Source organism: Methylobacterium sp. J-043 (assembly GCF_022829505.1).
Lineage (GTDB): Bacteria > Pseudomonadota > Alphaproteobacteria > Rhizobiales > Beijerinckiaceae > Methylobacterium > Methylobacterium extorquens_A.
This window is the reverse complement of sequence record NZ_JAKSYB010000075.1, coordinates 108,013-130,791: the sequence shown is the minus strand read 5'-3', so window position 1 is coordinate 130,791 and position 22,779 is coordinate 108,013. Positions and strand designations below refer to the sequence as shown.

At 68.7% G+C, this 22,779-nt stretch carries 22 protein-coding genes; 14 read left to right on the top strand and 8 right to left on the bottom strand.

Annotation, left to right across the window (positions count from 1 at the left end; all coding sequences use genetic code 11):
* Window positions 1–332: 332 nt before the first annotated feature.
* Entirely contained in the window at window positions 333–1,214 is an 882-nt protein-coding gene (locus MKK50_RS23830; protein WP_499025656.1) for a S1 family peptidase, read from the top strand.
* Between the two features lie 150 nt (window positions 1,215–1,364).
* Entirely contained in the window at window positions 1,365–1,562 is a 198-nt protein-coding gene (locus MKK50_RS23825; RefSeq protein ID WP_499025655.1) for a hypothetical protein, read from the top strand.
* Between the two features lie 111 nt (window positions 1,563–1,673).
* On the opposite strand, the gene MKK50_RS23820 is transcribed toward MKK50_RS23825, so the two are convergent.
* Window positions 1,674–2,408, bottom strand: coding sequence for a DUF4336 domain-containing protein (locus tag MKK50_RS23820; RefSeq protein WP_499025653.1), 735 nt, complete (start codon window positions 2,406–2,408; stop codon window positions 1,674–1,676).
* 339 nt (window positions 2,409–2,747) lie between these two features.
* On the opposite strand from MKK50_RS23820, the gene MKK50_RS23815 reads away from it, so the two are divergent.
* From MKK50_RS23815 to glmS, 4 genes are all read left to right on the top strand, one after another.
* Entirely contained in the window at window positions 2,748–3,647 is a 900-nt protein-coding gene (locus tag MKK50_RS23815; RefSeq protein ID WP_499025651.1) for an MBL fold metallo-hydrolase, read from the top strand.
* A gap of 11 nt (window positions 3,648–3,658) precedes the next feature.
* On the top strand, window positions 3,659–4,186 hold the full coding sequence (locus tag MKK50_RS23810) for a DUF2243 domain-containing protein (RefSeq protein ID WP_499025650.1): 528 nt from the start codon (window positions 3,659–3,661) through the stop codon (window positions 4,184–4,186).
* Window positions 4,187–4,551: 365 nt separating this feature from the next.
* Complete coding sequence (glmU, locus tag MKK50_RS23805; RefSeq protein ID WP_499025649.1) at window positions 4,552–5,937, top strand: bifunctional UDP-N-acetylglucosamine diphosphorylase/glucosamine-1-phosphate N-acetyltransferase GlmU; 1,386 nt, start codon at window positions 4,552–4,554, stop codon at window positions 5,935–5,937.
* A 176-nt stretch (window positions 5,938–6,113) separates the two neighbouring features.
* Window positions 6,114–7,940 carry a glutamine--fructose-6-phosphate transaminase (isomerizing) gene (gene glmS, locus MKK50_RS23800; RefSeq protein ID WP_499025648.1) on the top strand — a complete coding sequence of 609 codons (1,827 nt, stop codon included), beginning with the start codon at window positions 6,114–6,116 and terminating at the stop codon, window positions 7,938–7,940.
* A 49-nt stretch (window positions 7,941–7,989) separates the two neighbouring features.
* Here the strand turns inward: glmS and MKK50_RS23795 are convergent, their stop codons facing one another.
* Window positions 7,990–8,424, bottom strand: coding sequence for a GlcG/HbpS family heme-binding protein (locus tag MKK50_RS23795; RefSeq protein ID WP_253369719.1), 435 nt, complete (start codon window positions 8,422–8,424; stop codon window positions 7,990–7,992).
* Window positions 8,425–8,617: 193 nt separating this feature from the next.
* Here MKK50_RS23795 and MKK50_RS23790 point away from each other — a divergent pair, with 193 nt between their 5' ends.
* Entirely contained in the window at window positions 8,618–9,463 is an 846-nt protein-coding gene (locus MKK50_RS23790; protein WP_499025647.1) for a DUF502 domain-containing protein, read from the top strand.
* A gap of 21 nt (window positions 9,464–9,484) precedes the next feature.
* Here the strand turns inward: MKK50_RS23790 and MKK50_RS23785 are convergent, their stop codons facing one another.
* Both MKK50_RS23785 and recG read right to left on the bottom strand, forming a co-directional pair.
* The gene (locus MKK50_RS23785) at window positions 9,485–9,811 is read right to left on the bottom strand and encodes a hypothetical protein (protein WP_499025646.1); all 327 of its coding nucleotides are present in this window, start codon (window positions 9,809–9,811) and stop codon (window positions 9,485–9,487) included.
* Between the two features lie 356 nt (window positions 9,812–10,167).
* A complete protein-coding gene (gene recG / locus MKK50_RS23780; RefSeq protein ID WP_499025772.1) occupies window positions 10,168–12,351 on the bottom strand; it encodes an ATP-dependent DNA helicase RecG in 2,184 nt (727 codons plus the stop codon).
* A 226-nt stretch (window positions 12,352–12,577) separates the two neighbouring features.
* Here recG and MKK50_RS23775 point away from each other — a divergent pair, with 226 nt between their 5' ends.
* From MKK50_RS23775 to MKK50_RS23755, 5 genes are all read left to right on the top strand, one after another.
* On the top strand, window positions 12,578–12,874 hold the full coding sequence (locus MKK50_RS23775) for an FAD assembly factor SdhE (RefSeq protein WP_499025645.1): 297 nt from the start codon (window positions 12,578–12,580) through the stop codon (window positions 12,872–12,874).
* Window positions 12,875–13,068: 194 nt separating this feature from the next.
* Window positions 13,069–16,659, top strand: a complete 3,591-nt coding sequence (gene mfd / locus MKK50_RS23770; RefSeq protein WP_499025643.1) for a transcription-repair coupling factor — start codon at window positions 13,069–13,071, stop codon at window positions 16,657–16,659.
* A 351-nt stretch (window positions 16,660–17,010) separates the two neighbouring features.
* Complete coding sequence (locus MKK50_RS23765; RefSeq protein ID WP_003599086.1) at window positions 17,011–17,220, top strand: cold-shock protein; 210 nt, start codon at window positions 17,011–17,013, stop codon at window positions 17,218–17,220.
* A 102-nt stretch (window positions 17,221–17,322) separates the two neighbouring features.
* Window positions 17,323–17,691 carry a DUF6481 family protein gene (locus tag MKK50_RS23760; protein ID WP_499025642.1) on the top strand — a complete coding sequence of 123 codons (369 nt, stop codon included), beginning with the start codon at window positions 17,323–17,325 and terminating at the stop codon, window positions 17,689–17,691.
* 180 nt (window positions 17,692–17,871) lie between these two features.
* Window positions 17,872–18,069, top strand: a complete 198-nt coding sequence (locus MKK50_RS23755; RefSeq protein ID WP_012255296.1) for a hypothetical protein — start codon at window positions 17,872–17,874, stop codon at window positions 18,067–18,069.
* Between the two features lie 66 nt (window positions 18,070–18,135).
* Here MKK50_RS23755 and MKK50_RS23750 read toward each other — a convergent pair whose 3' ends face one another.
* Entirely contained in the window at window positions 18,136–18,477 is a 342-nt protein-coding gene (locus MKK50_RS23750) for a hypothetical protein (protein WP_367399420.1), read from the bottom strand.
* A gap of 259 nt (window positions 18,478–18,736) precedes the next feature.
* Window positions 18,737–20,137, bottom strand: coding sequence for an AMP-binding protein (locus MKK50_RS23745; RefSeq protein ID WP_499025641.1), 1,401 nt, complete (start codon window positions 20,135–20,137; stop codon window positions 18,737–18,739).
* A 296-nt stretch (window positions 20,138–20,433) separates the two neighbouring features.
* On the opposite strand from MKK50_RS23745, the gene MKK50_RS23740 reads away from it, so the two are divergent.
* Complete coding sequence (locus MKK50_RS23740) at window positions 20,434–21,681, top strand: ATP-binding protein (RefSeq protein ID WP_499025639.1); 1,248 nt, start codon at window positions 20,434–20,436, stop codon at window positions 21,679–21,681.
* A gap of 202 nt (window positions 21,682–21,883) precedes the next feature.
* Window positions 21,884–22,246, top strand: a complete 363-nt coding sequence (locus MKK50_RS23735; RefSeq protein ID WP_499025638.1) for a response regulator — start codon at window positions 21,884–21,886, stop codon at window positions 22,244–22,246.
* Window positions 22,247–22,259: 13 nt separating this feature from the next.
* Here the strand turns inward: MKK50_RS23735 and MKK50_RS23730 are convergent, their stop codons facing one another.
* Both MKK50_RS23730 and MKK50_RS23725 read right to left on the bottom strand, forming a co-directional pair.
* Window positions 22,260–22,538: a type II toxin-antitoxin system RelE/ParE family toxin gene (locus MKK50_RS23730; protein WP_499025637.1), complete on the bottom strand. Its 279-nt coding sequence runs from the start codon at window positions 22,536–22,538 to the stop codon at window positions 22,260–22,262.
* On the bottom strand, window positions 22,535–22,762 hold the full coding sequence (locus MKK50_RS23725) for a hypothetical protein (RefSeq protein WP_499025636.1): 228 nt from the start codon (window positions 22,760–22,762) through the stop codon (window positions 22,535–22,537). The genes MKK50_RS23730 and MKK50_RS23725 overlap by 4 nt, the downstream gene beginning before the upstream one ends.
* Window positions 22,763–22,779: the final 17 nt, after the last annotated feature.

The window sequence follows — 22,779 nt, the reverse complement described above, 5'->3', positions numbered from 1 at the left end:
CGCGGTATCTCTCAGACGTTCTTCTGAGGTTCCAGGACCGCTCGGAAGTCCTTCGAAGTGCCGCACCGTAGATCTAAGAACATTCTTAGATTTTCGCGGTCTTATGAAAGACTTATTAGCGTCCCTTCGCCTATATTTTCTAGGCTTTGATTGGACGCGATGTCTTTAGCTGGTCGGACATTTCTTATCAGGAAGATAAGGCAATCATAAATGTGCTAAGGCGTAGTGTCGCAACGTGTTGGCCTTGTCTTGACCGGGGGCGGGACCCGTCGCACCGTGGCCGTCAACGGGCCCTCGCGAAGCGGCCCGACCGAGTGGGAGGCTTTTCGGCCATGGCGCAGGGGCAGCGCGCGCGGGGCGGTCTAGCGGTGTGTGGGTTCTTCGCCCTCGTGGCGTGGGCTGGCACCGCACGCGGAGACGATGCGCCGCACCCGCCGCCCGATGCACCGGCCCGAACACAGACGCGAGACGTCACCGAAACGGCCGCGCTCTATCCCCAGGACGGGCGCCGCGACCTGACCAGCGGCGACCGGGCCCGCTATCCGGGGGCGGGTGTCCTCTGGTGCCGCCGCTCGGACGGCGTGCCGCAGAAGGCGGCCGCCGCGTGGCTGATTGGCACGCCCTCGCTCGTGATGCTGAACGCGCACAACTTCCGCAACCGGCAACTCGAAACGACGCGGCAGGTCGGCGACTGCTACTTTCAGATTGGCGGGCGCAACTATGATTTCGTTGCCGAGAGCCTGCATCTCGGCGTCGCGGCGGACGCGACGCGCCTCCACATCACCGACGACTGGGCGCTCCTGCGCCTCGTGCGGCCGGCCGAGGCACTGCGCCAGCCGCTGCCCGATGCGCCCCCCGACCTTTCCACCGGGGACCTGTCGCTCGCCGTGACCCTGGTCGCCCCCGGCGGTCACCAGAACTACCGGGGTGACAGCAGCCTGGAGACCTGCACGGTGCGCCGGATCGATCCGCCGACGGAAGGCGGCATCCGGCGGGCCCGGCACGACTGCAACGACGGCTATGGCGGCTCGGGCTCGGGGCTGTTCGACGAGGCGGGGCGGCTTGTCGCCATGCAGAGCGCCTCGCTCTCCATGAACTCCCGGCACGCCTTCGACATCGAGTTCCATTACGGCTCCGCCCTGCTCATCGAGGGCGCGTTGCTCGACGCCCTGCGCCGGGCGCAGCGGGAGGACACGCCGCCGCAGGCACCGTAAGCCGCGACCCGTACCGGCTCTGGAAAGCGAAGGATTTCCGCAGGCAAGCCCGGCCCCGCTTGCGCGGGTGAGACAGGATGCGCCCGGAACACCCTCCGAGAAGCCCGGTTGCCCGGACTCAAACCGAAGACACCGGGAGACGACGTTCGCATGTCGAAGCATCTGAAGACGGATACGCCGAGCGATGCCGACCTGAAGGGTAATCCGGGCATCGGGCAGTCGAAGGGACTGACCGGAACCGACCCGGAGGCGATCGAGGGGGATTCCACCTTCGAGGGCGATGTCGAGAACGAGACCACGCCGGAGGGCGGGGTCGATCCCGATCACCGCGGGCGCTCGAACGCCTGAGCGATCGGCGGGGAAGCGCCAGGCTGGTCTTAAACTGCCTCACAAAACTCCCGGTCCTCGACCGTTCTCGTTCTGGCGACGACAGCGCGGCGGGAGTCTTGTGAGAGATATTTAGTCGAGCAACCAGCGGAGGGAGCGGCGCAGCTCGGCTGTGCCGTTCCGATCGAACCAGGCGCCGTGGCTGAACACCACCCGCTCCGGCGAAAGGGCGACGAGTGCGGCGGCGGCACGGGCCGCGTCGCGCTTGCGCAGGCGCACCACCAGCCTGAGATAGATCGGCGCCCGCCCATCGGGTGCAGTTGCCCCGGCGATCCGCAGGAGCGGGCGCAGCAGGGGCGGGAGCTTATCCGGTTCCAAGTTCAACACGAGGTCGGTCAGGATCAGCGTGGCCGAGGCGGCGTGGAAGAAGGCTACTTCTCGGAAGCCGAAGCCGCCGGGTACGACCACCTGCGAAAGGTCGTCGGCCCATTCGGGCGGCGGCGCGTCGCCGAGATCCCGGTCGAGCCGCACGCCCGCCTGACGGACCTGCCGGCGCTCGCGCAGGTTCGGGGCGGCCCAGGTCAGGGCCTGCGGGCAATGCCGCTGCCATTCCTTCAGATAGGTCCAGTGCCCGACATTGGGCGCGACGAGGTGGCGGATCGGCCCGAGCACCTCGATCTCGCGGTGCAGACGTGCGTCGTAGCGGGTTGGCGAGTGCAGCCACAGGCCGCCATCGGCGAGTCGCACCACGGTCATGCGCACGGGCAGCGGCAGGCCGGCGGCGTGGATCGGGCCGCTGTCCACGATCCACAGGCCGAAGGCTACGGGTTTGAGCCTGTCGAGGGGCGGATAGGTGGGATCACTCACGGCATCAGGTCCGGAATCGAGGGCTTTGCGGGAGGCCGGTCATGAGGCCGGTTATGGAGCCGCCGCTCGGCAGCCGCGTGACAGGCGCATCGAAGGCGGCACGGGACATCATGGGCACGGTGACGGACCCTGAACGCGTATAGGCCGGGTCGCCCCGGTGGCGGGTAGGCTTCCAACCGGAGCGCGCACGCTCGGTTTCCGAATGAATGCCCCCGCGGCCGCCGTTTCTGTCCTGTCGCGGTGCGGGAACAAAGCTTTCGCCCCGGCCTTCCCGTGACGACCCTTCCCGCAGGCCGGAGCGCTCACCGGCTCCCGTCTTCCCTCGCACAGGAGAAGGCCATGGCGCAGCAGATCCCGATCAGCCGCGAGGCCCGTGCCGACGATCCGCGGGCCGATGCCGAGCGCGACGACGGCACCCACGAGATCGCGCCCGATCTCGCCTATCGCCGCCTCGTGCTGGCCAACGTCGTGTTCGTCGGTTTCTCCGGCGCGGGTGACCGCAACTGGGTCCTCGTCGATGCCGGCATTCCGGGATCGAAGGCCGCGATCCGCAGCGCCGCCGCCGCCCGCTTCGGCGAGGGTGCGCGCCCGGCGGCCATCGTGCTGACCCACGGCCATTTCGACCATGTCGGCGTGCTGGAGGATCTGGCGGAGGAGTGGGACGCACCGGTCTACGCCCATGGGCTCGAGCGCCCCTTTCTCGACGGCAGCGCCGCCTACCCGACGCCGGATCCGAGCGTTGGTGGCGGCCTGATGGCGCGCATCGCGCCGCTCTACCCCACCAAGCCCGTGGATGTGTCGTCGCGCCTGCAAGTTCTGCCCGCCGACGGCAGCGTGCCGCCGATGCCGGGCTGGCGCTGGCTCCATACGCCGGGCCACGCGCCGGGCCACGTCTCGTTCTGGCGTGAGGCCGACGGCAGCCTGATCGCGGGCGACGCCTTCGTCACCACCGCCCAGGAATCGGCCTATGCCGTGGTCACGCAGGCGCCGGAGGTGCACGGCCCGCCGATGTATCTGACCCTCGATTGGCCGGCCGCGGGCGCCTCCGTGCGCAGCCTTGCCGCCCTTAAGCCCGAACGTGTGGTGACCGGCCACGGACGCGCCCTCCACGGGCCGGAGCTGCGCCGCGGCCTCGATGCGCTGGCGCAAGATTTCGAACGCGTCGCCGTGCCGGATCAGGGCCGCTACGTCGAGACCCCGGCGCGGGCCGAGGATGGCTCCGCCTACCGCTCGCCGTGAGGCCGGCGTCGATGCGCGATCAAGCGAGCGCTCCCGCACCGACGGAGGGGGCCGACTTCCCGGTCGCGGCAGGCGTGCTGTTCGGGCTCGGCCTCGGCGGGTTCTTCGACGGAATCGTGCTGCATCAGGTGCTGCAATGGCACCATATGCTCAGCTCCTGGTACCCGATCACCTCGATCGACAACCTCGAACTCAACACGCTGTGGGACGGGATTTTCCACAGCGCCACCTACGTCTTCGTCGTGGCCGGGTTGTTCATCCTGTGGCGCCGGGCGCGGGGACGGAATCTGCGCTGGTCGAATCGGGCGCTGGCCGGCAGCCTTCTCGTCGGCTGGGGGCTGTTCAACCTCGTCGAAGGACTGATCGATCACCAGTGGCTCGGCGTGCACCACGTCAACGAGCAGGTGGACCGGTCGCACTGGCTGGCCTGGGATCTCGGCTTCCTCGCCTGGGGCCTCGCCATGCTGCTGTGCGGCGTCTGGCTGTTGCGGACGAGGCGCCGGCCGACCGGGGCGGCTCCCGCCGCGCTGCGGCGATGAGGCGGGCGGGAGAGGGCGGCCTGCGGCGGCAAACGAAGACCCTGCGGAGGGCTTGGCCTTGGCTCGTCCTCGCCGCGGGCCTCGGCCTGGCGACGATGCCGGCTTGGCGCGTTCTGGCGTTTGGAATCCGGATGAGCGCGGAGGATCTGCTTCAGATCCGCTGCCTGCCGTGGTGAGTATCTCTTCGGTCGCGGCCTCGTCCTCGCGCCGCTGGAGCAGCGCCGTTCCGCACGCTCTTCGCGCACGCCGTCCGATCGGCTAAACGGACCCTCGATTCAGTGTCTTTCACGTTGCCCCGCTGCGCCGTCGCGGTCGGTGGCCGGGTGTTTCGTGAAGCACTTCTCGACGGCAGAGAGCGGATTTCGATGACGGCAGGTGCGAACCACGGGGCGGAGAGCGGCTTCACCGCGATCGTGCTGGCGGCCGGCAAGGGCACGCGGATGCGCTCCGACCGGCCCAAGGTCCTGCACGCCTTGGCCAACCGCTCGATGCTCGGCCACGTGCTCGCCGCGGTGCAGGAGGCAGGAGCCTCCCGCCTCGCCGTGGTGGTCGAGCCGGGCCGCGAGGACGTCGTCCGCGAGATCGAGCGGCTGGCGCCCGGTGCCGGCATCCATCCGCAGGCCGAGCGGCTCGGCACCGCGCACGCGGTGCTCGCCGCCCGCGACGCCCTTGAGGGCGGGCAGGACGTGATCGTGGCCTTCGGCGACACGCCCCTCGTCACGGCCGAAACCTATGCCCGCCTGCGCGCGCCCTTGCGCGAGGGTGCGGCGGTGGCGGTGCTCGCCTTCGAGGCCGCCGACCCCACCGGCTACGGGCGCGTGCTGACGGAAGGAGGCCGCGTCCTGGCGATCCGTGAGGAGAAGGATGCCACGCAGGACGAGCGGCGGGTCAACCTGTCGAATGCTGGGCTGATGGCGCTGTCCGGTCCCCACGCCCTCGGCCTCTTGGAGCGGATCGGCAACGACAACGCCAACCGCGAATACTACCTCACCGACGCGGTGGCGCTTGCTGCCGCCGACGGTCACTCCGTCGCCGTGGTGCCCGTGGCCGAGGCGGAGGCGCAGGGCGTCAACGACCGGGTGCAGCTCAGTCAAGCGGAGGCGACGATCCAGGCACGCCTGCGCCGGGCGGCCCAACTCGGTGGGGCGACGCTGATCGCGCCCGAGACGGTGTTTCTCAGCGTCGATACGATCCTCGGCCGCGACGTCGTCGTCGAGCCGCATTGCGTGTTCGGCCCCGGCGTCGTCGTCGGCGACGGCTGCACCATCCGCGCCTTCTCACACCTGCACGACGCCCGGCTGATGGAGGGCGCCGATATCGGCCCGCATGTGCGCCTGCGCGGTGGTGCGGTGCTGGGGGCGGGCGTCCATCTCGGCAACTTCGTCGAGATCAAGAACGCGACCCTCCATGCGGGCGCCAAGGCCTCGCACCTGACCTATCTCGGGGACGCCGAGGTCGGAGCGGGCGCCAATATCGGCGCGGGCACCATTACCTGCAATTACGACGGTGTGTCGAAGCACCGCACGCTCATCGGCGAGGGCGCCTTCATCGGCTCGAACTCGGCGCTGGTGGCGCCGGTCAGCGTCGGCGCGGGCGCGCTGGTCGGGGCCGGCTCGGTCGTCACCCGCGACGTGCCGGCGGACGCACTCGCCGTCGCGCGGGGGCGGCAGATTACCCGCGAGGGGGCGGCCAAGACCCTGCGCCAGACCCTGAAGGCTGCCAAGGCTGCCCGCGAGGCGAAGAAGGACTGAGCGGAAAGTCACGGGGCGGCGGGCGCTGGTCTTCTCGCGCTGCGCTCCGTACAAGCCCTTCCATCCGCGCCACGCCCAAGGTCGGGCTTCCCTTGCACCACAGGAAGCCCCGCCTCGGGCGGACATCCCATCACGGGATGGAACGGCGCCTCTGATCAACGGCTTCAGGATCGGCCATGTGCGGAATCGTCGGCATCGTCGGGCGTGAATCGGTCGCGGACGCGTTGGTCGAGGCGCTGCGGCGGCTCGAATATCGCGGCTACGATTCGGCCGGCGTCGCCACCCTGGAACACGGCCGGCTCGACCGCCGCCGGGCTTCTGGAAAGCTCTCGAACCTGCAGCTCAAGCTGGTCCAGGCACCGCTTCCGGGCGCGATCGGCATCGGCCACACTCGCTGGGCCACGCACGGACGCCCCAACGAGATCAATGCCCACCCGCACGCCACCGAGCGGCTGGCAGTGGTCCATAACGGCATCATCGAGAATTTCCGCGAGTTGAAGGTCGAGCTCGTGGCCGCGGGCGCGCGCTTCGAGAGCGAGACCGACACCGAGGTGGTGGCGCAGCTCGTCAGCCACCTGATGGGGCAGGGGCTCGGGCCCGTGGCCGCCGTCGAGGCGGCGCTGCCGCGTCTGCACGGCGCCTTCGCCCTGGCCTTCCTGTTTTCGGGCGAGGACGGCTTCCTGATCGGCGCCCGCCACGGCGCGCCGCTCGCCATCGGCTTCGGGCAGGGCGAGACCTATCTCGGCTCGGACGCGCTCGCGCTCGCGCCCTTCACCGACCAGATCACCTATCTCGAAGAGGGCGACTGGGCGATCCTGACCCGCGACGGCGCCGAGATCCGGGATCTTGCCGGCGCGACGGTGAACCGGCCGCGCCAAAGAATCGCGACCCAGGCCTATCTCGTCGACAAGGGCAACCACCGCCACTTCATGGCCAAGGAGATCCACGAGCAGCCCGAGGTCGTCGGGCGCACGCTGGCCCACTACATCGACATGGCGCGCGGTCAGGTCGTCCTGCAGGAAGAGCTGCCCTTCGACTTCGCCCGGCTCTCGCGCCTTTCGATCACCGCCTGCGGCACCGCCTACTATGCCGGTTTGGTGGCCAAGTACTGGTTCGAGACCCTGGCGCGTCTGCCGGTCGAGATCGACGTCGCCTCCGAGACCCGCTACCGCGAGCCGCCGCTGGAGCGGGACGGGCTGACGCTCGTGATCTCGCAATCGGGCGAGACCGCCGACACCCTCGCCTCGTTGCGCTACGCCAAGGCGCAGGGGCAGCACACGCTGGCGGTGGTCAACGTGCCGACCTCGACCATCGCCCGGGAATCCTCGGCAGTGATGCCGACCTTCGCCGGGCCCGAGATCGGAGTCGCCTCGACCAAGGCCTTCTCCTGCCAGCTCACGGTTCTGCTCTGCCTCGCGCTGGCGGCCGGGCGCGCCCGCGGTACCCTGAGCGCGGAGCGCGAGCGCGCCGTCGTCGATGCGCTCATCACCGCCCCCGGCCTGATGGCCGAGGCGGTAACGATGGAGGCCGAGGTCGAGGTTCTCGCCCGCGAGATCGCCAAGGCGCGCGACGTGCTCTATCTCGGCCGCGGCACGAGCTACCCGATGGCGCTCGAAGGGGCCCTGAAGCTGAAGGAAATCAGCTACATCCACGCGGAAGGGTATGCGGCCGGCGAACTCAAGCACGGGCCGATCGCGTTGATCGACGAGAGCGTGCCGGTGATCGTGATCGCCCCCCACGACGCGATCTTCGAGAAGACTGTCTCGAACATGCAGGAGGTCGCCGCCCGCGGGGGCAAGATCATCCTAGTCGGCGACGCGAAGGGCGCGGCGGCCGCCGGGCTCGACACGCTGGCCACGCTGACCATGCCGGACGTGGACCCGGTGATCGCGCCGATCGTCTACGCGGTGCCGATCCAGCTCATCGCCTACCATACCGCCGTCTTCATGGGGAAAGACGTCGATCAACCGCGCAATCTGGCAAAGTCCGTCACCGTGGAGTGAGCGGGTGGCGCATCGATCCGGCCTCCGGACCGATGCGCCTGCCAGAAAATCAGGTGCGCCAGGGGTGGTCGGGCAGCTCGGTGTCGCCGATCGCGCTGGCGCCGGCGAGCGCCACCGCGTCATCGTTCTCCACCGACGAGCCGCTGACGCCGATCGCGCCCGACATCTCGCCGTCCGCATCGACGATCGGGATACCGCCGGGGAAGGTGATGAGGCCCTGGTTCGAGTGCTCGATGCCGTAGAGCGAGCCGCCGGGCTGCGACAGGGCGCCGATCTGGCCGGTCTTCATGCCGAAGAAGACGGAGGTCTTGGCCTTCTTCTGCGCGATGTCGATGGAGCCGACCCAGGCGCCGTCCATGCGGTGGAAGGCTTTGAGGTTGCCGCCGGAATCGACGATCGCGATGCACATCTGAGTACCGAGTTCGACCGCCTTGGCGCGGGCCGCTTGAATCGCTTTTTCCGCCTGTTCGATGGTGACGTGCATCGCGTCTTCTCCCTGAAACTTGTCGCTGAACCTTGGCCACACCGGGCCGCTTCGAGGTAAGATTTCGCGGGCCCCGATCAAGTTGCCTCGCGCACCACTCAAATCCGGGCCCTGGCCGCTCTCCGGCACCGGTCGCTCTTGAGCCGCCGATGCGCAGCCGCTACGTCTCTGCCCCGGAGAGCCGGAGGCCGGGATGGATCCGTCCGTCCGCTCGTCCGTCTCTCGAGGTGCATGCGTGGCGCCGACCCTCTCGCCGATTCCGGATGCCCCGGAACCCGCTTCGTCCAAGACGCGCGTCAGCGCCCGAGGCCGGCTGCGGACCTACTTCCTCACCGGCGTGATCGTCGCGGGCCCGCTCGCGATCACGATCTACATCACGTGGTGGTTCATCGCCCTCATCGACGGATGGGTGAAGCCGCTGGTGCCTGTCAGCTACCTACCGGACCACTACCTGCCCTTCTCGATCCCCGGAATCGGCCTCGTCATCGCCTTCGTCGCGGTGACGCTGCTGGGCTTTCTCACCGCCAACCTCGTCGGGCGCTCGGTGGTCGAGTTCGGCGAGGTGCTGCTCGCCCGCACGCCCGTCATCTCCGGGCTCTACCGCGGCCTGCGCCAGATCTTCGAGACGCTGTTCTCGGCCAACGGCACCTCGTTCCGCACCGTCGGACTCGTCGAGTTTCCGGTTAAGGGGACGTGGTCGGTGGTGTTCCTCTCCGCGCCCGCGGCCAATGAAGTGCAGGGGGCGCTCCATGCGAAGGAGGGGGGCGAGGCCAAGGATTACGTCGGCGTGTTCCTGCCCTGCGCGCCGAACCCGACCACGGGGTTCTTCTTCTACCTGCCGCGCTCGGACATCGTAGAGGTCGGCATCAGCGTGGACGACGCGGCCAAACTCGTGATGTCGGCGGGCGTGATCCAGCCGGAGGATCCGCGGGCGGGCCTTCAGGCCATGGCCGCTTCCTTGCGGCAGGCGCAGATGCAGGAAGGCGAGGCCTCAGAAACGGAAAAGGCGCGCCGGGAACCGGCGCGCCAGGATCTGTAGAGCGTTCCGAGACCTGAGGTCTCAGTGCTGGAGCGACGCCTTTTCGACCGGCAGCGTCGGCGGGGTCGCGTCGGCCACCTGATGTGTGGCCGCGGGGCGGGCGACCGGCGAGGACCAATCGCTGGCGATCTGAACCGTCACCAGCAGGGCGAGGCCCGCACACAGCGCGTTGGCCGCGATCCAGAGCCGGCGCGAGGATTGCCGCACGGCGCTCACCAGAGCGTCCGTCGTGTTCTCATTACGTGTCTCGCGGTCCGAGATCGGCATGAGCCAAGGGTCGACGGAAAGCGTGTCGGCTCCCCAATTCTCGGAGGAACCCGGCAGGCGTTGGAACGGTGCGATCGACATCGCGATCCTCCTTTTTTCCAGTGGCACCCCGGTCTACGAGGCCGTTTGTTCATCTTCAGTTAAGCGGCAATTGGGGCAGATACAAGGTAATTCCGATTTTTCCGCCCTGCCGCACGCTCGCTTCGAGCGCGAGCGGCGCTGTGCAAGGGATTGACTAGAAAACGGAAAAATCCTTTTTCCCGCGCAGAGTTGCCGCAGCCGGGAATGTCCGAGGTGGCGGCCGCGGCTTCCTGAACGGGTCGTTCAGGATCGTCCGTTTCTGAACGGTTTTCTGAACGGGCGGTCATATTCGGCGTCCGAAGACCCCCTCCGGATGGAGAAAGCGGGCTACCCTCGACCACGGCGCGGATGCGGGGTCACCCCGCACCGATCAGCCGGATCGCCGCTTCGCGCTCGAACAGGTAGAGCAATACCCGGAGCGCCCGGCCGCGCTCACTCTGAAGGCGTGGGTCGCGCTCCACGATCAGCCGCGCATCGTCGCGGGCAGCCTCCAGCAGGTCGCCGTCGGTCTCGAGCCGGGCGAGGCGGAAGGCGGCGGCGCCGGATTGGCGGGTGCCGAGCACCTCGCCCTCGCCGCGCAGGCGCAGGTCTTCCTCGGCAATCCGAAAACCATCCTCGCTCGAACGCATCATCTCCAAGCGCGCCTTGGCCACCTGCCCGAGGGGGCCGCGGTAGAGCAGCAGGCAGGAGGAGGCCTTCGACCCGCGCCCGACCCGGCCGCGGAGCTGGTGGAGCTGGGCCAATCCGAAGCGCTCGGCATGCTCGATCACCATGATGGTGGCCTCCGGCACATCGACGCCGACCTCCACCACCGTGGTCGAGACGAGCACGCGGGTGCGGCCGGCGGCGAAGGCTTCCATCGCCGCGTCCTTCTCCGGCCCCGGCATCTTGCCGTGGATCAGGCCGACCGCGTCGCCGAAATGTTTCTGCAGATCCTCGAATCGCTCGGCGGCGGCGGCGAGATCGACATATTCAGATTCCGCCACCAGCGGGCAGATCCAGTAGACCCGGTCGCCCCCCTGAAGCGCCCTGTGCAGCCCGCCCACCACCTCGTCGATGCGCTCCACCGGCACGGTGATGGTCTTGATCGGCTGGCGCCCGGCCGGCTTCTCGTCGAGCACCGAGACGTCCATGTCGCCGAAGAAGGTCAGCGCCAGGGTGCGTGGGATCGGGGTGGCGGTCATCACGAGGATGTCCACCGCCTCGCCCTTGGCGCCGAGCGCGAGGCGCTGGTGCACGCCGAAGCGGTGCTGCTCGTCCACCACCGCGAGGCCGAGATCGCGGAACGCCACCGCATCCTGGAACAGGGCGTGGGTGCCGACCACGATGTCGATCTCGCCGGCCGCCAGATCCGCCAGCGTCGCCCGGCGCTCGGCGGCCTTGTCGCGGCCGGTCAGCAGCCGCAGGCGCATGGCACCGGCGAGCGGCACCAAGCGCTCGTAGTGTTGGCGCGCCAGAATCTCGGTCGGTGCCATCAAGGCGGCCTGCCGCCCGGCCTCCACCGCCGAGGCCATGGCGAGCAACGCGACCGCCGTCTTGCCGGAGCCGACATCGCCCTGGAGCAGGCGCAGCATCCGCCGCTCGGCGGCCATGTCGGCGCGGATTTCTTCGACCGCCCGCGCCTGCGCGCCGGTCAGCGCGAAGGGCAGCGCCGCCTCGACGCGCGCTTTCAGATGCCCGTCGCCGGCATTGACCCGGCCGGGCTTGCGCCGCTGCCGGGCCCGCACCAGGGCGAGCGCGAGCTGCGAGGCGAGCAATTCGTCGTAGGCGAGACGCTTGCGCGCGGGGCTCGCGGGCGGGGCCTGCCCCTCGACCGGGGGCGGGGGCGCCTCCTCCGGACGGTGCTCGATGCGCAGGGCCTCGGCGAAGGGGGGAAAGCGGTTACGGGCGAGGTAGGACGCGTCCTGCCATTCGGGCAGCACCGGAAGCCGGTCGAGCGCGCCGTGCACGATTTTGCTGATGACCCGCGAGGTCAGCCCCTCGGTCGCGCCGTAGATCGGCTCGACGGCGGGCAGGCCGGCGAGCCCGTCCTGGTCGAGGATGCGGGAGGGATGCACCATCTGCCGGGTGCCGTCCCACAGGTCGATCCTCCCTGAGACGTAGCGGTGTGCCCCGAGCGGCAGCATCTTCTCGATGCGCCCCCGCGGCATGCCGAAGAAGACGAGGCTGATGTCGCCGGTCCCGTCTTCGACCAGCACCCGGAAGGCCCGCTTGCCGAGCATCGGCGGCCGGTGCGCCACCACGGTGACGCCCAGCGTGACGGGCTCGCCCGTCGGCGCATCGCGGATCGAGCCGCAGAGCGGCCGGGCGACGCCGCTTTGCGGCAGGTGGAACAGCAGGTCGGCGACGCGAGCCGGCCGTTCCTCGGAGCCGAGCAGCTTTTCGATGAGCGGCGCGATCTTCGGCCCGACACCGGGCAGGCCGCGGGCGGGCGCGAAGAGCGGGTCGAGGAGGCTGGGGCGAAGGCCGGGAGCGTCTTCTCCGCCGGGGCGGGGAGGGGCTGCGTCGCGTTCGAGGGCCGGGGTGGTGTCCGAGGGCATCAGGATGGCGTCATGCTGGCCGGCCGAGGTTACCGCACTTCGTGCTTCGGCCGCATCGCGTGCATACGGCATCGGGGGCGCAGTTCCCACCGGCTCTGCCACCATGAGGCTTCCGTGCCGCCGCTCGCATCGGCCGCCTCTCCGGCTGCGCTCTGCGCCGACACGCCGTTTGCCCGCAGCCGCCTGCCCCTCTACATGCGGGTTCAGGATTACCAGGGGACAGCCCATGTCCGGCACCACCCGCACCAGCGCCGACCTCGACCCGCGCCGCCGCCGCGCGCTGTTTCGCGCGTGGCACCGCGGCATCCGCGAGATGGACCTGATCATGGGCCGCTTCGCCGATGCCGAGATCGGTGAATTGTCCGAGGAGGAGTTGACGCAGTTCGAGGCGCTGATCGAGGTGCCCGACCGCGACCTGTTCCGCTGGCTCACCGGCGAGGACGCGACGCCGGAGAACTACGACACCGCCGTGTATCGCCGGCTCAAGGCGTTTCATCGGCACGACGCGCCGATCCACAACTGAACGTTTGCCGCCGCGGACAGCTTCCTGAGGACCCACCGGCATTCCCTTTGCGCGAGCAGGCGGATGAAGGGGCGGTTCATGCCCCTCTGGAAGCGGCGCTCCCCTCTACCCGGCCCTCGCTGACGTGAGGGTCATCCTCCCCCGTAAGAAGGGGAGGGCGACGACGTCGAGCGCACGCAGAAATCAACGAACCGATGGCCAAGCCCCAACCCAAGCCGCCCGCTCCGAAGCCGCAGACCGCCCGCTTCGCCCTGCCGAAATCGGCGCCGCTGACCAAGGCGCTCGACGCGATCAAGCGCGGCGACAGCCCGACGCTGGCCTCCGTCCCCGACGGCTTCGACGCGCTGGTGGCGGCCGATCTCGCCCGCGCGCTGTCCGGCTCGTTCGAGGGGCCGGCGGTGCTGGTCCACGTCGCCCGCGATTCCGGCCGCTCCAACGCCTTCCAGAACGCGCTGAAGTTCGTCGCCCCCGAGATCGAGGCGATGAGCGTTCCGGCCTGGGACTGCCAGCCCTACGACCGTGTCTCGCCGAACGGGGCCATCGCCGCCCAGCGCATGACCGCGCTCTCTCGGCTTACCCGCTCGCGCTCGTCGGAGGAGAAGCCCCGCATCCTCTGCACCACCGTCAACGCCTTGGTGCAGCGGGTGCCGCCGCGGTCGCGCGTGGCCGTCGAGACCTTCTCGGCGGCGATCGGCAACGTGGTGCCGATGGACAAGGTCGTGGCCTGGGTCGAGGCGAACGGCTTCCTGCGCACGGGAACGGTGCGCGATACGGGTGAATACGCCGTACGCGGCGGCATCCTCGACCTGTCGCCGCCTGGCCTGCCGAACCCGATCCGCCTCGACTTCTTCGGCGACACCCTCGAATCGATCCGCGCCTTCGATCCCGAGACGCAGCGCACGGTGGGGAGCCTGCGCTCCCTCGATCTCGTGCCGATGAGCGAGGTGCAGCTCACCACCGAGACGATCCGGCGCTTCCGGCAGGGCTATCTGTCGAGCTTCGGCGCGGCGACCCGCGACGACCGGCTCTACGAGACGGTGAGCGAGGGCCGGCGCTATGCCGGCCTCGAGCACTGGATGCCGCTGTTCTACGAGCACCTCGACACGCTGTTCGATTATCTCGGCGACGTGCCGATGCTGTTCGACCCGCAGGTGGAGGAGGCGGCCACCGAGCGGCTCGCCCTGATCCAGGACTATTTCCAGGCCCGCGAGGCGGCGCTGAAGAACCCGCAGAGCGGCGTCGCGCCCTACAAGCCGCTGCCGCCGCGCGCGCTCTACCTCACGCCCAACGAGTGGAAGAGCAAGGTCGAGGCCGGCACGGTGGCCCGGCTCACCCCGTTCGCGATGCCGGATTCCGACGCGCTTGCGGTGATCGATTGCGGCGCCAGGGCCGGGCGAAGCTTCGCGCCCGAGCGGGCCGACGACGCGGCCAGCGTGTTCGATGCGGCGGTCGCGCATATCCGCGATCTCCAGGCATCCGGGCATCACGTGATCCTTGGATCTTGGTCCGAAGGCTCGCGCGACCGGCTCTGCGGCGTGCTGACCGACCACGGGCTCAAGAAGCCGACGGTGATCAACACCTTCGCCGCGGTCAACGCGCTCAAGCGCGGCACCGATTTGGCGGTCGCGGTCTGGGGGCTGGAATCCGGCTTCACCCTCGACCGGCTCGCGGTGGTGGCCGAGGGCGACATCCTGGGCGACCGGCTGGTGCGCCAGAAGCGCAAGTCCAAGCGCCCGCAGGACATCATCCTGGAAGTGCAGGCGCTCCAGCCCGGCGACCTCGTGGTCCATGCCGACCACGGCATCGGCCGCTTCGTCACGCTCAAGACCGTGACCGCGGTGGGCGCGCCGCACGACTGCCTCGAACTGCAATATGCCGGCGGCCTGCTGCTGCTGCCGGTCGAGAACATCGAGCTCCTGACCCGCTACGGCTCCGAGGATTCGGAGGTCGCGCTCGACCGCCTCGGCGGCGGGGCATGGCAGGCCCGCAAGGCCAAGATGAAGCGCCGCATCCTCGAGATGGCCGGCGACCTCATCAAGATCGCCGCCGCGCGCTTCGTCAAATCCGCCCCGCGCCTCCAGGCGCCCGATGGCCTCTATGGTGAGTTCGCGGCCCGCTTCGCCTTCCAGGAGACCGAGGATCAGGCCAACGCCATCGACGCGGTGCTCGACGACCTCAATGCCGGCCGCCCGATGGACCGGCTGGTCTGCGGCGATGTCGGCTTCGGCAAGACCGAGGTGGCGCTGCGCGCGGCCTTCGCCGCGGCGATCTCCGGCAAGCAGGTGGCGGTGGTGGTGCCGACCACGCTGCTCGCCCGCCAGCACTTTCGTACGTTTGCCGAACGCTTCAAGGGCCTGCCCATCAACGTCGCCCAGCTCTCGCGCTTCGTCTCCGCCGGCGATCAGCGGCAGAACCGTGCGGGCTTGGCCGAAGGCCAGGTCGATATTGTCGTCGGCACCCATGCCCTGCTCGCCAAGAACGTCGCGTTCAAGGATCTCGGCCTCATCATCGTCGACGAGGAGCAGCATTTCGGCGTGGCTCACAAGGAGCGGCTCAAGGCGCTCCAGGCCGACGTGCACGTGCTGACGCTCTCGGCCACCCCGATTCCGCGCACGCTGCAACTCGCCATGACGGGTGTGCGCGAACTCTCGATCATCGCCACGCCCCCGATGGATCGGCTGGCGGTGCGCACCTTCGTGACGCCGTTCGATCCGCTGCTGGTCCGCGAGGCGCTGCTGCGCGAACGCTACCGCGGCGGCCAGTCGTTCTACGTCGCCCCCCGCATCGAGGATCTGGCCGAGGTCAAGCGCTTCCTCGACACCGAAATGCCCGAGACCACCGTCGCGGTCGCCCACGGCCAGATGGCGGCGGGCCAGCTCGAGGACGTGATGACCGCGTTCTACGAGGGCAAGTACGACGTGCTGCTCTCGACCACCATCGTCGAATCCGGCCTCGACATCCCCACCGCCAACACGCTGATCGTGCACCGGGCCGACATGTTCGGTCTGGCCGCGCTCTACCAGTTGCGCGGGCGCGTCGGGCGCTCGAAGGCGCGGGCCTACGCCCTGTTCACGACGCCGGCCAACCGCCAGCTCACGACCCAGGCCGAACAGCGCCTGAAGGTACTCCAGAGCCTCGATACGCTGGGTGCCGGCTTCCAGCTGGCCTCCCATGATCTCGACATCCGCGGCGCCGGCAACCTCTTGGGCGATGCCCAGTCCGGCCACATCAAGGAAGTGGGCTACGAGCTCTACCAGCAGATGCTGGAGGATGCGGTCACCGCCCTGAAGGCGGGGATCGAGGAGCCGGTGGAGGAGGCGTGGTCGCCGACCATCGCGCTCGGCGCCCCGGTCACGATCCCCGAGGACTATGTCGAGGATCTCACCGTCCGGCTCGGCCTCTACCGCCGCCTCTCGACCATTGAGAACGACGCCGAGATGGAGAGCTTCGGCGCCGAGTTGATCGACCGCTTCGGGCCGCTTCCGCCGGAGGTGGAGCAGCTTCTGAAGATCGTGACCATCAAGATCCTGTGCCGCGAGGCCAATGTCGAGAAGGTCGAAGCCGGGCCAAAGGGCGTCGTGGTCCACTTCCGCGAAAAGTCCTTCGCCAACCCGCAGGGGCTCGCCGCCATGGTCGTGGAGCAGGGCTCCTTCGCCAAGGTGCGGCCCGACATGAGCGTCGTGTTCATCCGCGAACTCGACGGCATCCCACGGCGGCTGAAGGAGACGACGCAGATCCTGCGCGGGCTCGTGACGATTGCAAAGCGCGCCAAGAAGGCGGCGTGACCGGGCCTTCGCCGTTGGAGTGGGATCGACGGCGCAGGCGTGTCACGTGCAAGAGACATCGCGGCGCGGGAGATCTCGCTCAACTCACGCTGTGCGTTGATGAATCGCTTGAAGCGGCAGGTCATTTCGAGTGACGTGCCAACAATTCTTGCATCTCGAAAAATAAAACAAGCCTTGATAAAGCTTCATTCGAGTCGCATATAGATCTTATCGATGCGAGGCCGGATTTTCTGGGCCGTGACGCCTCCGCAGGGCGGTTCTCATTTTCCTTCGTTATCGGTCGAACGACATAGCTCGGCGCTGCATGGTGCTGGGCTCTCTAGCTACATCCTGCGGAGACAAGGACATTTTATGAGCATCGGCACCGTCAAGTGGTTCAACGAGCAGAAGGGCTTCGGCTTCATCCAGCCTGAGGACGGCTCGAAGGACGTCTTCGTCCACATCTCCGCCGTCGAGCGTGCCGGCCTGCGTGGCCTCACCGAGGGCCAGAAGGTCTCCTACGAGATGGAAACCGACCGCCGCTCCGGCAAGCAGTCGGCGGGTCAGCTCCAAGTCGCGTAATTCGCGCTTGAACCCGATTTGTCGAAGCCGCTCCGCATTGGAGCGGCTTTGCGCTTTTAAGGCCGTGGTCCGTCCTGGGCCCGGCACGATCAAGGATACTCTGTGAGCTTCACCAAACAAAACTCCTTCGACGACCGTCGCCAGGATTCGGCTTCCTCCCGGGAAGCCATGCTCGCTCGCTTCCGCGCCCGCCCCTCCAACGACGATCCGGCCGTGCAGGCCCGCCAGGCTGAGCGCCGCGCGATCGCCGTTGCGCGCGACGAGCGGGTCAAGGAGCGCGAGACGCAGCGCCGCCTCGAGGCCGAGCGGCTGGCTGCTGCCGCCGCCGCCGAGCGTGAGGCCGAAGTGGCCCGCAAGGCCGCCGAGATCGAGGCTGCCGCCGAGCGTGCCCGCGAGGCTCAGGCCAAGCAGAAGGAAGAGCGGGACGCCCGCTACGCCGCCCGCAAGGCCAAGATCAAGCTGCGCCGCTGAGCGCGCTGATAGCTTTTCCGTGAGTCGGATCCCCGGCTCGTGGTCTTGCCCCGGTACGGAGCTGGGGCCGCTTTCGGTCGAACATCGCGATCGAGACCAGCTCTGGCCCGTTGTCTTGAAGGGGCTCTCCTCCGCCGAAGCGGCTTCCCGCTTCGACGGCAAGCGTTCGAGGAGACATCGATGTTTCATAAGTTCAAGATCGGCCAGCGCGTCCGCCGCGCTCAATCGTCCCCCACCGACGAGCGGCTGGGGTTCGGCACGATCAGCGAAGTCGTCCGCCTGATGCCCGACGACCCGACTGGCGAGCCCTCCTACCGGATCCGCTCCGGCTCAGCTGAACGCGCCGTCCGCGAGAGCGAGATCATCGCAGCGGCGTAATTGCCGGAGCGCGCATGAAAAAGGCGGGCCCGAGGCCCGCCGTCATGGTCCCGTTATGGGAGAGATCTAAAGCTCGGGCTCAGCGAGCACGTAAGGGCCGATGCAGCTCTTGAGATCGACCGGTGCGCCGGTGCGGGGACCCGCGTCGTCCATCTCGATCACCGGAATGCCGCCAGCCCGCATCCGGGCGCGCAGCCGTTCGGCGAGTGCAGCGAGATGCGGGTTCGTGCTGGACGAGAGCTGAAGGAGGATCGCCGCAGGACGGGCGATCACGGCAAGGACATCGTCCGCCGCTTCGATGGAAGCGGTGACGCTTGCATAGCCGAGCCCGGCGAGGTCGGCGGCAAGAGAGCGATCGACGGCGCGGCGGCCATCGTCGACGACAAGCACTTGTTGCAGCGCACCCATAAGCTTCAGCGTTACCCCATGTTGCGCCCTGTGTGAAGGGGCACCCCGGATAACCCGCATGGCCACGATTGGTTCGCCGGCCATGCAGATAGGGTGAACATGGAATCGCTGGGCTGAAGGCTGGATGAACTGCACCGCACAGGTTGCGGGCGGGTGCCTTTGCCGGCGCCATTCCCCGCCTAAATCATTTTCTCCAAACGGCTTTTCATATGTCTGCGTGGGGCGCCGGCACCTAGGAAGGTGCCGTTCGCAGGCCTGATTACGCAGGCGCAAAAATTTCTGCCGCTTCGGGGGAATCGGACGGTTCAAGGACCTCGATCGCCGTCGCAAGGCCCGCGAACAGCACCGGCGCATAAGCTGTCTCGTGCCACACCCCGCTCGGGATCACCTGCCGATTCCCGCGCTGCAACGGCGTCACGGTGCAGGCTTGGCCGCGGAAGGCGAGGCGATCGTCCGCGTCGCGTCGCACGGACAGCAGGGCCGCGGGAAGGGAGAGCCGCTCCGGCTTGCCGAGTACCAGCGAGAGGTCACCCGCCGTCCCGCGTCGGCCGGAGAGGAGCGACGTCTCGTCGAACGCAATGGTGTCGATCACCGTATCGAGGCGCAAGCCCTGAGGCCGGTCCACGGAGCGGCTGCGGTTGGGAAAGCGCGTCGGCGCCCGGTGCACCAGGGCGACGGAGCGTAGATCCGTCGGCAGGTCGCGGCCGGCGAGGTTCTTTTCGAGGAAGGCAGGGGCGACGAGATGCGTCGGGCCCGGGCGGCACAGGGCCGTCGCGAAGGCGGCCCCGTCGAAAAGCGGCAGCGTCTCCAGCGTAGCCCCCGCGACGAGGGCGGCGGCGAGCCCGGTGGCCAGGCCGCGCAGGTCGTGCGGGCCGATCAGGCTGAGGATGCGCTCGCCGGGCGCGACCCGCATCGCCACGAGATGGGCGGCAGCGGCCGCCACCACCGATTCGCCGCTGCGGTAGACCGGCCGCTCGGGGGCACCGCCGATGAAGCTGACGATGCCGGCCGCAGCGGGTGCCGGGCCGGTCGGCTCTCCGGCAGGGCCGTCGAGGACGAACCGGTCGAGGTTGATCACGCCGTCCGGCACGTCGGGGCCGAAGGCGGCGAGGTAGCGCAGGCCGAAATAGCGCGCGGCGACGGCGCAGAGGCGTTCGGCGGGTGCGGCGGAGCCGAGCCGGGCCTGGGTCAGCACGGCGCTCAGCGCGACGTTCTGCGCTGCGGCGAGCAGGCGATCCTCGTCCCAGGAGACCGGGAGCAGGCAGGCGACATGGCCGGCGGCCTCGACGGCGAGGATCGCCAGCGCGCTCTCGGCCGAGCCCGGCAGACACAGGCCGATGCGGCTCCCCGGCGGCAGGCGCCAGCTCCGCAAGCCGCGGGCGAGGCGCTCCACGATCTCGGCGGCCGCGGCGTAGGTCCAGGTGATGGCGGGCCGGTCGCTCCAGTCCGGCTTATCGGCGGGGTCGACCACCGCGATCCGGTCAGGATGGCGCCGCGCCGTGGCGGTCAGGAGGCTGCCGAGGCTGACGCGCCGCAGCGGAGCGTCGGCCGGTGCCTGATGTGAGGCCGCGTTCGGGGTTCCCTGCGGGGCGCCTTTCAAGGCTTCCTGCAAGACCCTCTGCGACGCCTCAACCTGCGTGATTGCCCGTTGCGCCGACACTCGCGCCCGCCCTCGAAAGCCACCCCTGGTGATGAGCGAATAGGGTTAAGCAAGACTTAACGATTGGTTGGTGCGAGCGTCTCGCGTAGAGAATTGGTGCAAGGGGAGGCCGCATTCGTCGGCGTACCCGATCGTTCATGTCTCGGGCCTCGTCCTGGAAATCGAATCCGGAACGAGGTTCCGGTTTTTGTTCGAGCATCGTCCCGAAAGCCTGGGGCCATCTTTCGGGACGATGCTGTCGCATGGGCCTGCGCCGCCTTCGGGATCGCGCGCGGCGGAGCGGGGGACCGGGGTTGATGCTCGAACTTCTGCGGCGGCTGTGGGAGGTCGATAACCTTTCGCCCCACGGTATCTGTCTGCTTTGGCGCCCGGAGCTAATCTGGACGCATGTCGTCTCCGACAGCCTGATCGCCTTCGCCTATTTCTCGATCCCCGTCGGACTGGCCTATTTCGTGTCGCGCCGCCGCGACGTGGTGTTCGGCTGGATGTTCTGGTCGTTCGCGGTGTTCATCACCGCCTGCGGCGCGACGCATCTCATGGCGATCTGGACGCTCTGGGTGCCGGATTACGGGCTGGAGGCGGCGGTCAAGCTCCTCACCGGCCTGGCCTCCATCGGCACGGCGGTGGCACTCTGGGTTCTGATGCCGAAGGCGCTGACGCTGCCGTCGCCGACCCAGCTTCGGCATGCCAACGAATCGCTGCAGGCCCGTATCGCCGAGCGCGACGCGGCGCTCGCCGCCCTGGAGGCCGCCAATGCCGAGCGCGCACGCGCCGAGGAGGCGTTGCGCCAGAGCCAGAAGATGGAGGCGATCGGGCAGCTCACCGGCAGTGTGGCCCACGACTTCAACAACCTGCTCAACGTGGTGCTGCTCAACCTCGACCGGGTCGAGCGCGGCCTGCCCGAGGCGAGCCCCCTGCGCACGCGCCTGCGCGATGCGGTGAAGGGCGCCGAGCGGGCGGCGACGATGACGCACAAGCTGCTGGCCTTCGCCCGCCGCCAGCCGCTCTCACCGGTCAGCACCGACGTCAACGCGCAGGTCGCCTCCTTCGCCGAGTTCCTGCGCGGCACGATCGGCCCGCGCATCCGTCTGGAGACCGATCTCGCCCCGAACCTGCCGCGGGTGAACATCGATCCGAACCAGTTCGAGAGCGCGATCCTCAACCTCGTGGTCAACGCCCGCGATGCGATGCCGGAGGGCGGCACGCTCACCCTCGCCACCCGGCCGCTGCCTGAAGGCGACGGGTTCGCCGTCGAAGTGTCCGACACCGGAGCCGGGATGGCGCCGGAAGTCGAGGCGCGGGCCTTCGAGCCGTTCTTCACGACGAAGCCGTTGGGGCAGGGGACCGGCCTGGGCCTGAGCCAAGTGTTCGGCTTCGCGCAGCAATCGGGCGGCAGCGCCGCTTTCGTGCGCAGCGGCAGGCCCGGCACCACGGTGCGCCTGTCCTTTCCGGCACAGGCGCCAGCCGTGGGCCGTCCGGCGGCGCGGCCGGCACCGGATGCCGAGCCAAGCCTTGGGCCGCCGCTGGTGGCGGTCGCGGGCTAAAGCATCGTCCCGAAAGGTGGCCTCCGGCTTTCGGAAAAAAGACGATGCAAAAACAAAAGCGAAGAGCATCGTCCCGAAAGGTGGCCGCCGGCTCTCGGATGGAGGTGGTGGGGGTGAGACCGCACGCGAAATGCCTTGCGGCTCTTGCGCCTTCCCGGTGCAGGCCTTTCGAATAAAAAGAAGACGCGAGAGGGGGGGGCGTATGGCCGACAAGCGGACGGTGCTCGTCGTCGAGGACGAAGAGATGCTGCTCAACGCCGTGACCATGGAGTTCGAGGATGCCGGATTCGCCGTGCTCAGCGCCGGCACCGCGGAGGAGGCCTACGGCCTGCTTCAGGGTGCCGAGCGGGTCGATCTCCTGTTCACCGACATCCGCCTGCCGGGCCAGCTCGACGGCTGGGACCTCGCCGAGCGCGCCCGCGCGCTGCACCCGGCCCTGCCGGTGATCTACGTGACCGGCTACAGCGCCGAGCAGCCCCGGCAGGTGAGCGAGAGCGTGCTGGTGATGAAGCCCTACCGCATGACGGCGATCATGAGCGCCGCGCAGCATTTGGGCGTGGAGTGAAGCTGGCTGCGGATCATGACAGAGGGCGACGTGCCGTATGGCGGAAGCGGCGCACGACGATGTCTCGGTCCGTGGCGCGATAGTCGATCAGGTAGGGAAACGAGTTGAGCGGAAATCGCCGGATCCCCCGCTTACTCGTCAAACGCCCTGCCTGGGGATGCGCTTGCAAGAGGGCCACGACCGATAGAATGCGCTCTTGAAGCCTGGATGCGGCTTGGGGCGACTCGTGTGCAAAAAAGTCGAGCGCCGCCTCGATTTGCCGAGCAGCGGTAAGAGTGTAGCGAACTCTCACCGACCATACTTCGCCCAGATGGCGCGCATCTGGTCCTCCGTTGCGAAGTCGCCGCGCGCCTCTTCCAGATCCGACTCCGCAAGATCCGCTTCTTCCTCGGGCGTGAGCGGAATGACCGATTGCTCCTCACCCGCATAGGCGAGCACGAGACGCGCGATCTCGTCCTGCATTTCCGGGGAGAGTCCCCGCGCGGTGGCGACCGCTCGTTCGAGAAGGTCCGTCATGAGGTCCATTCTATCGA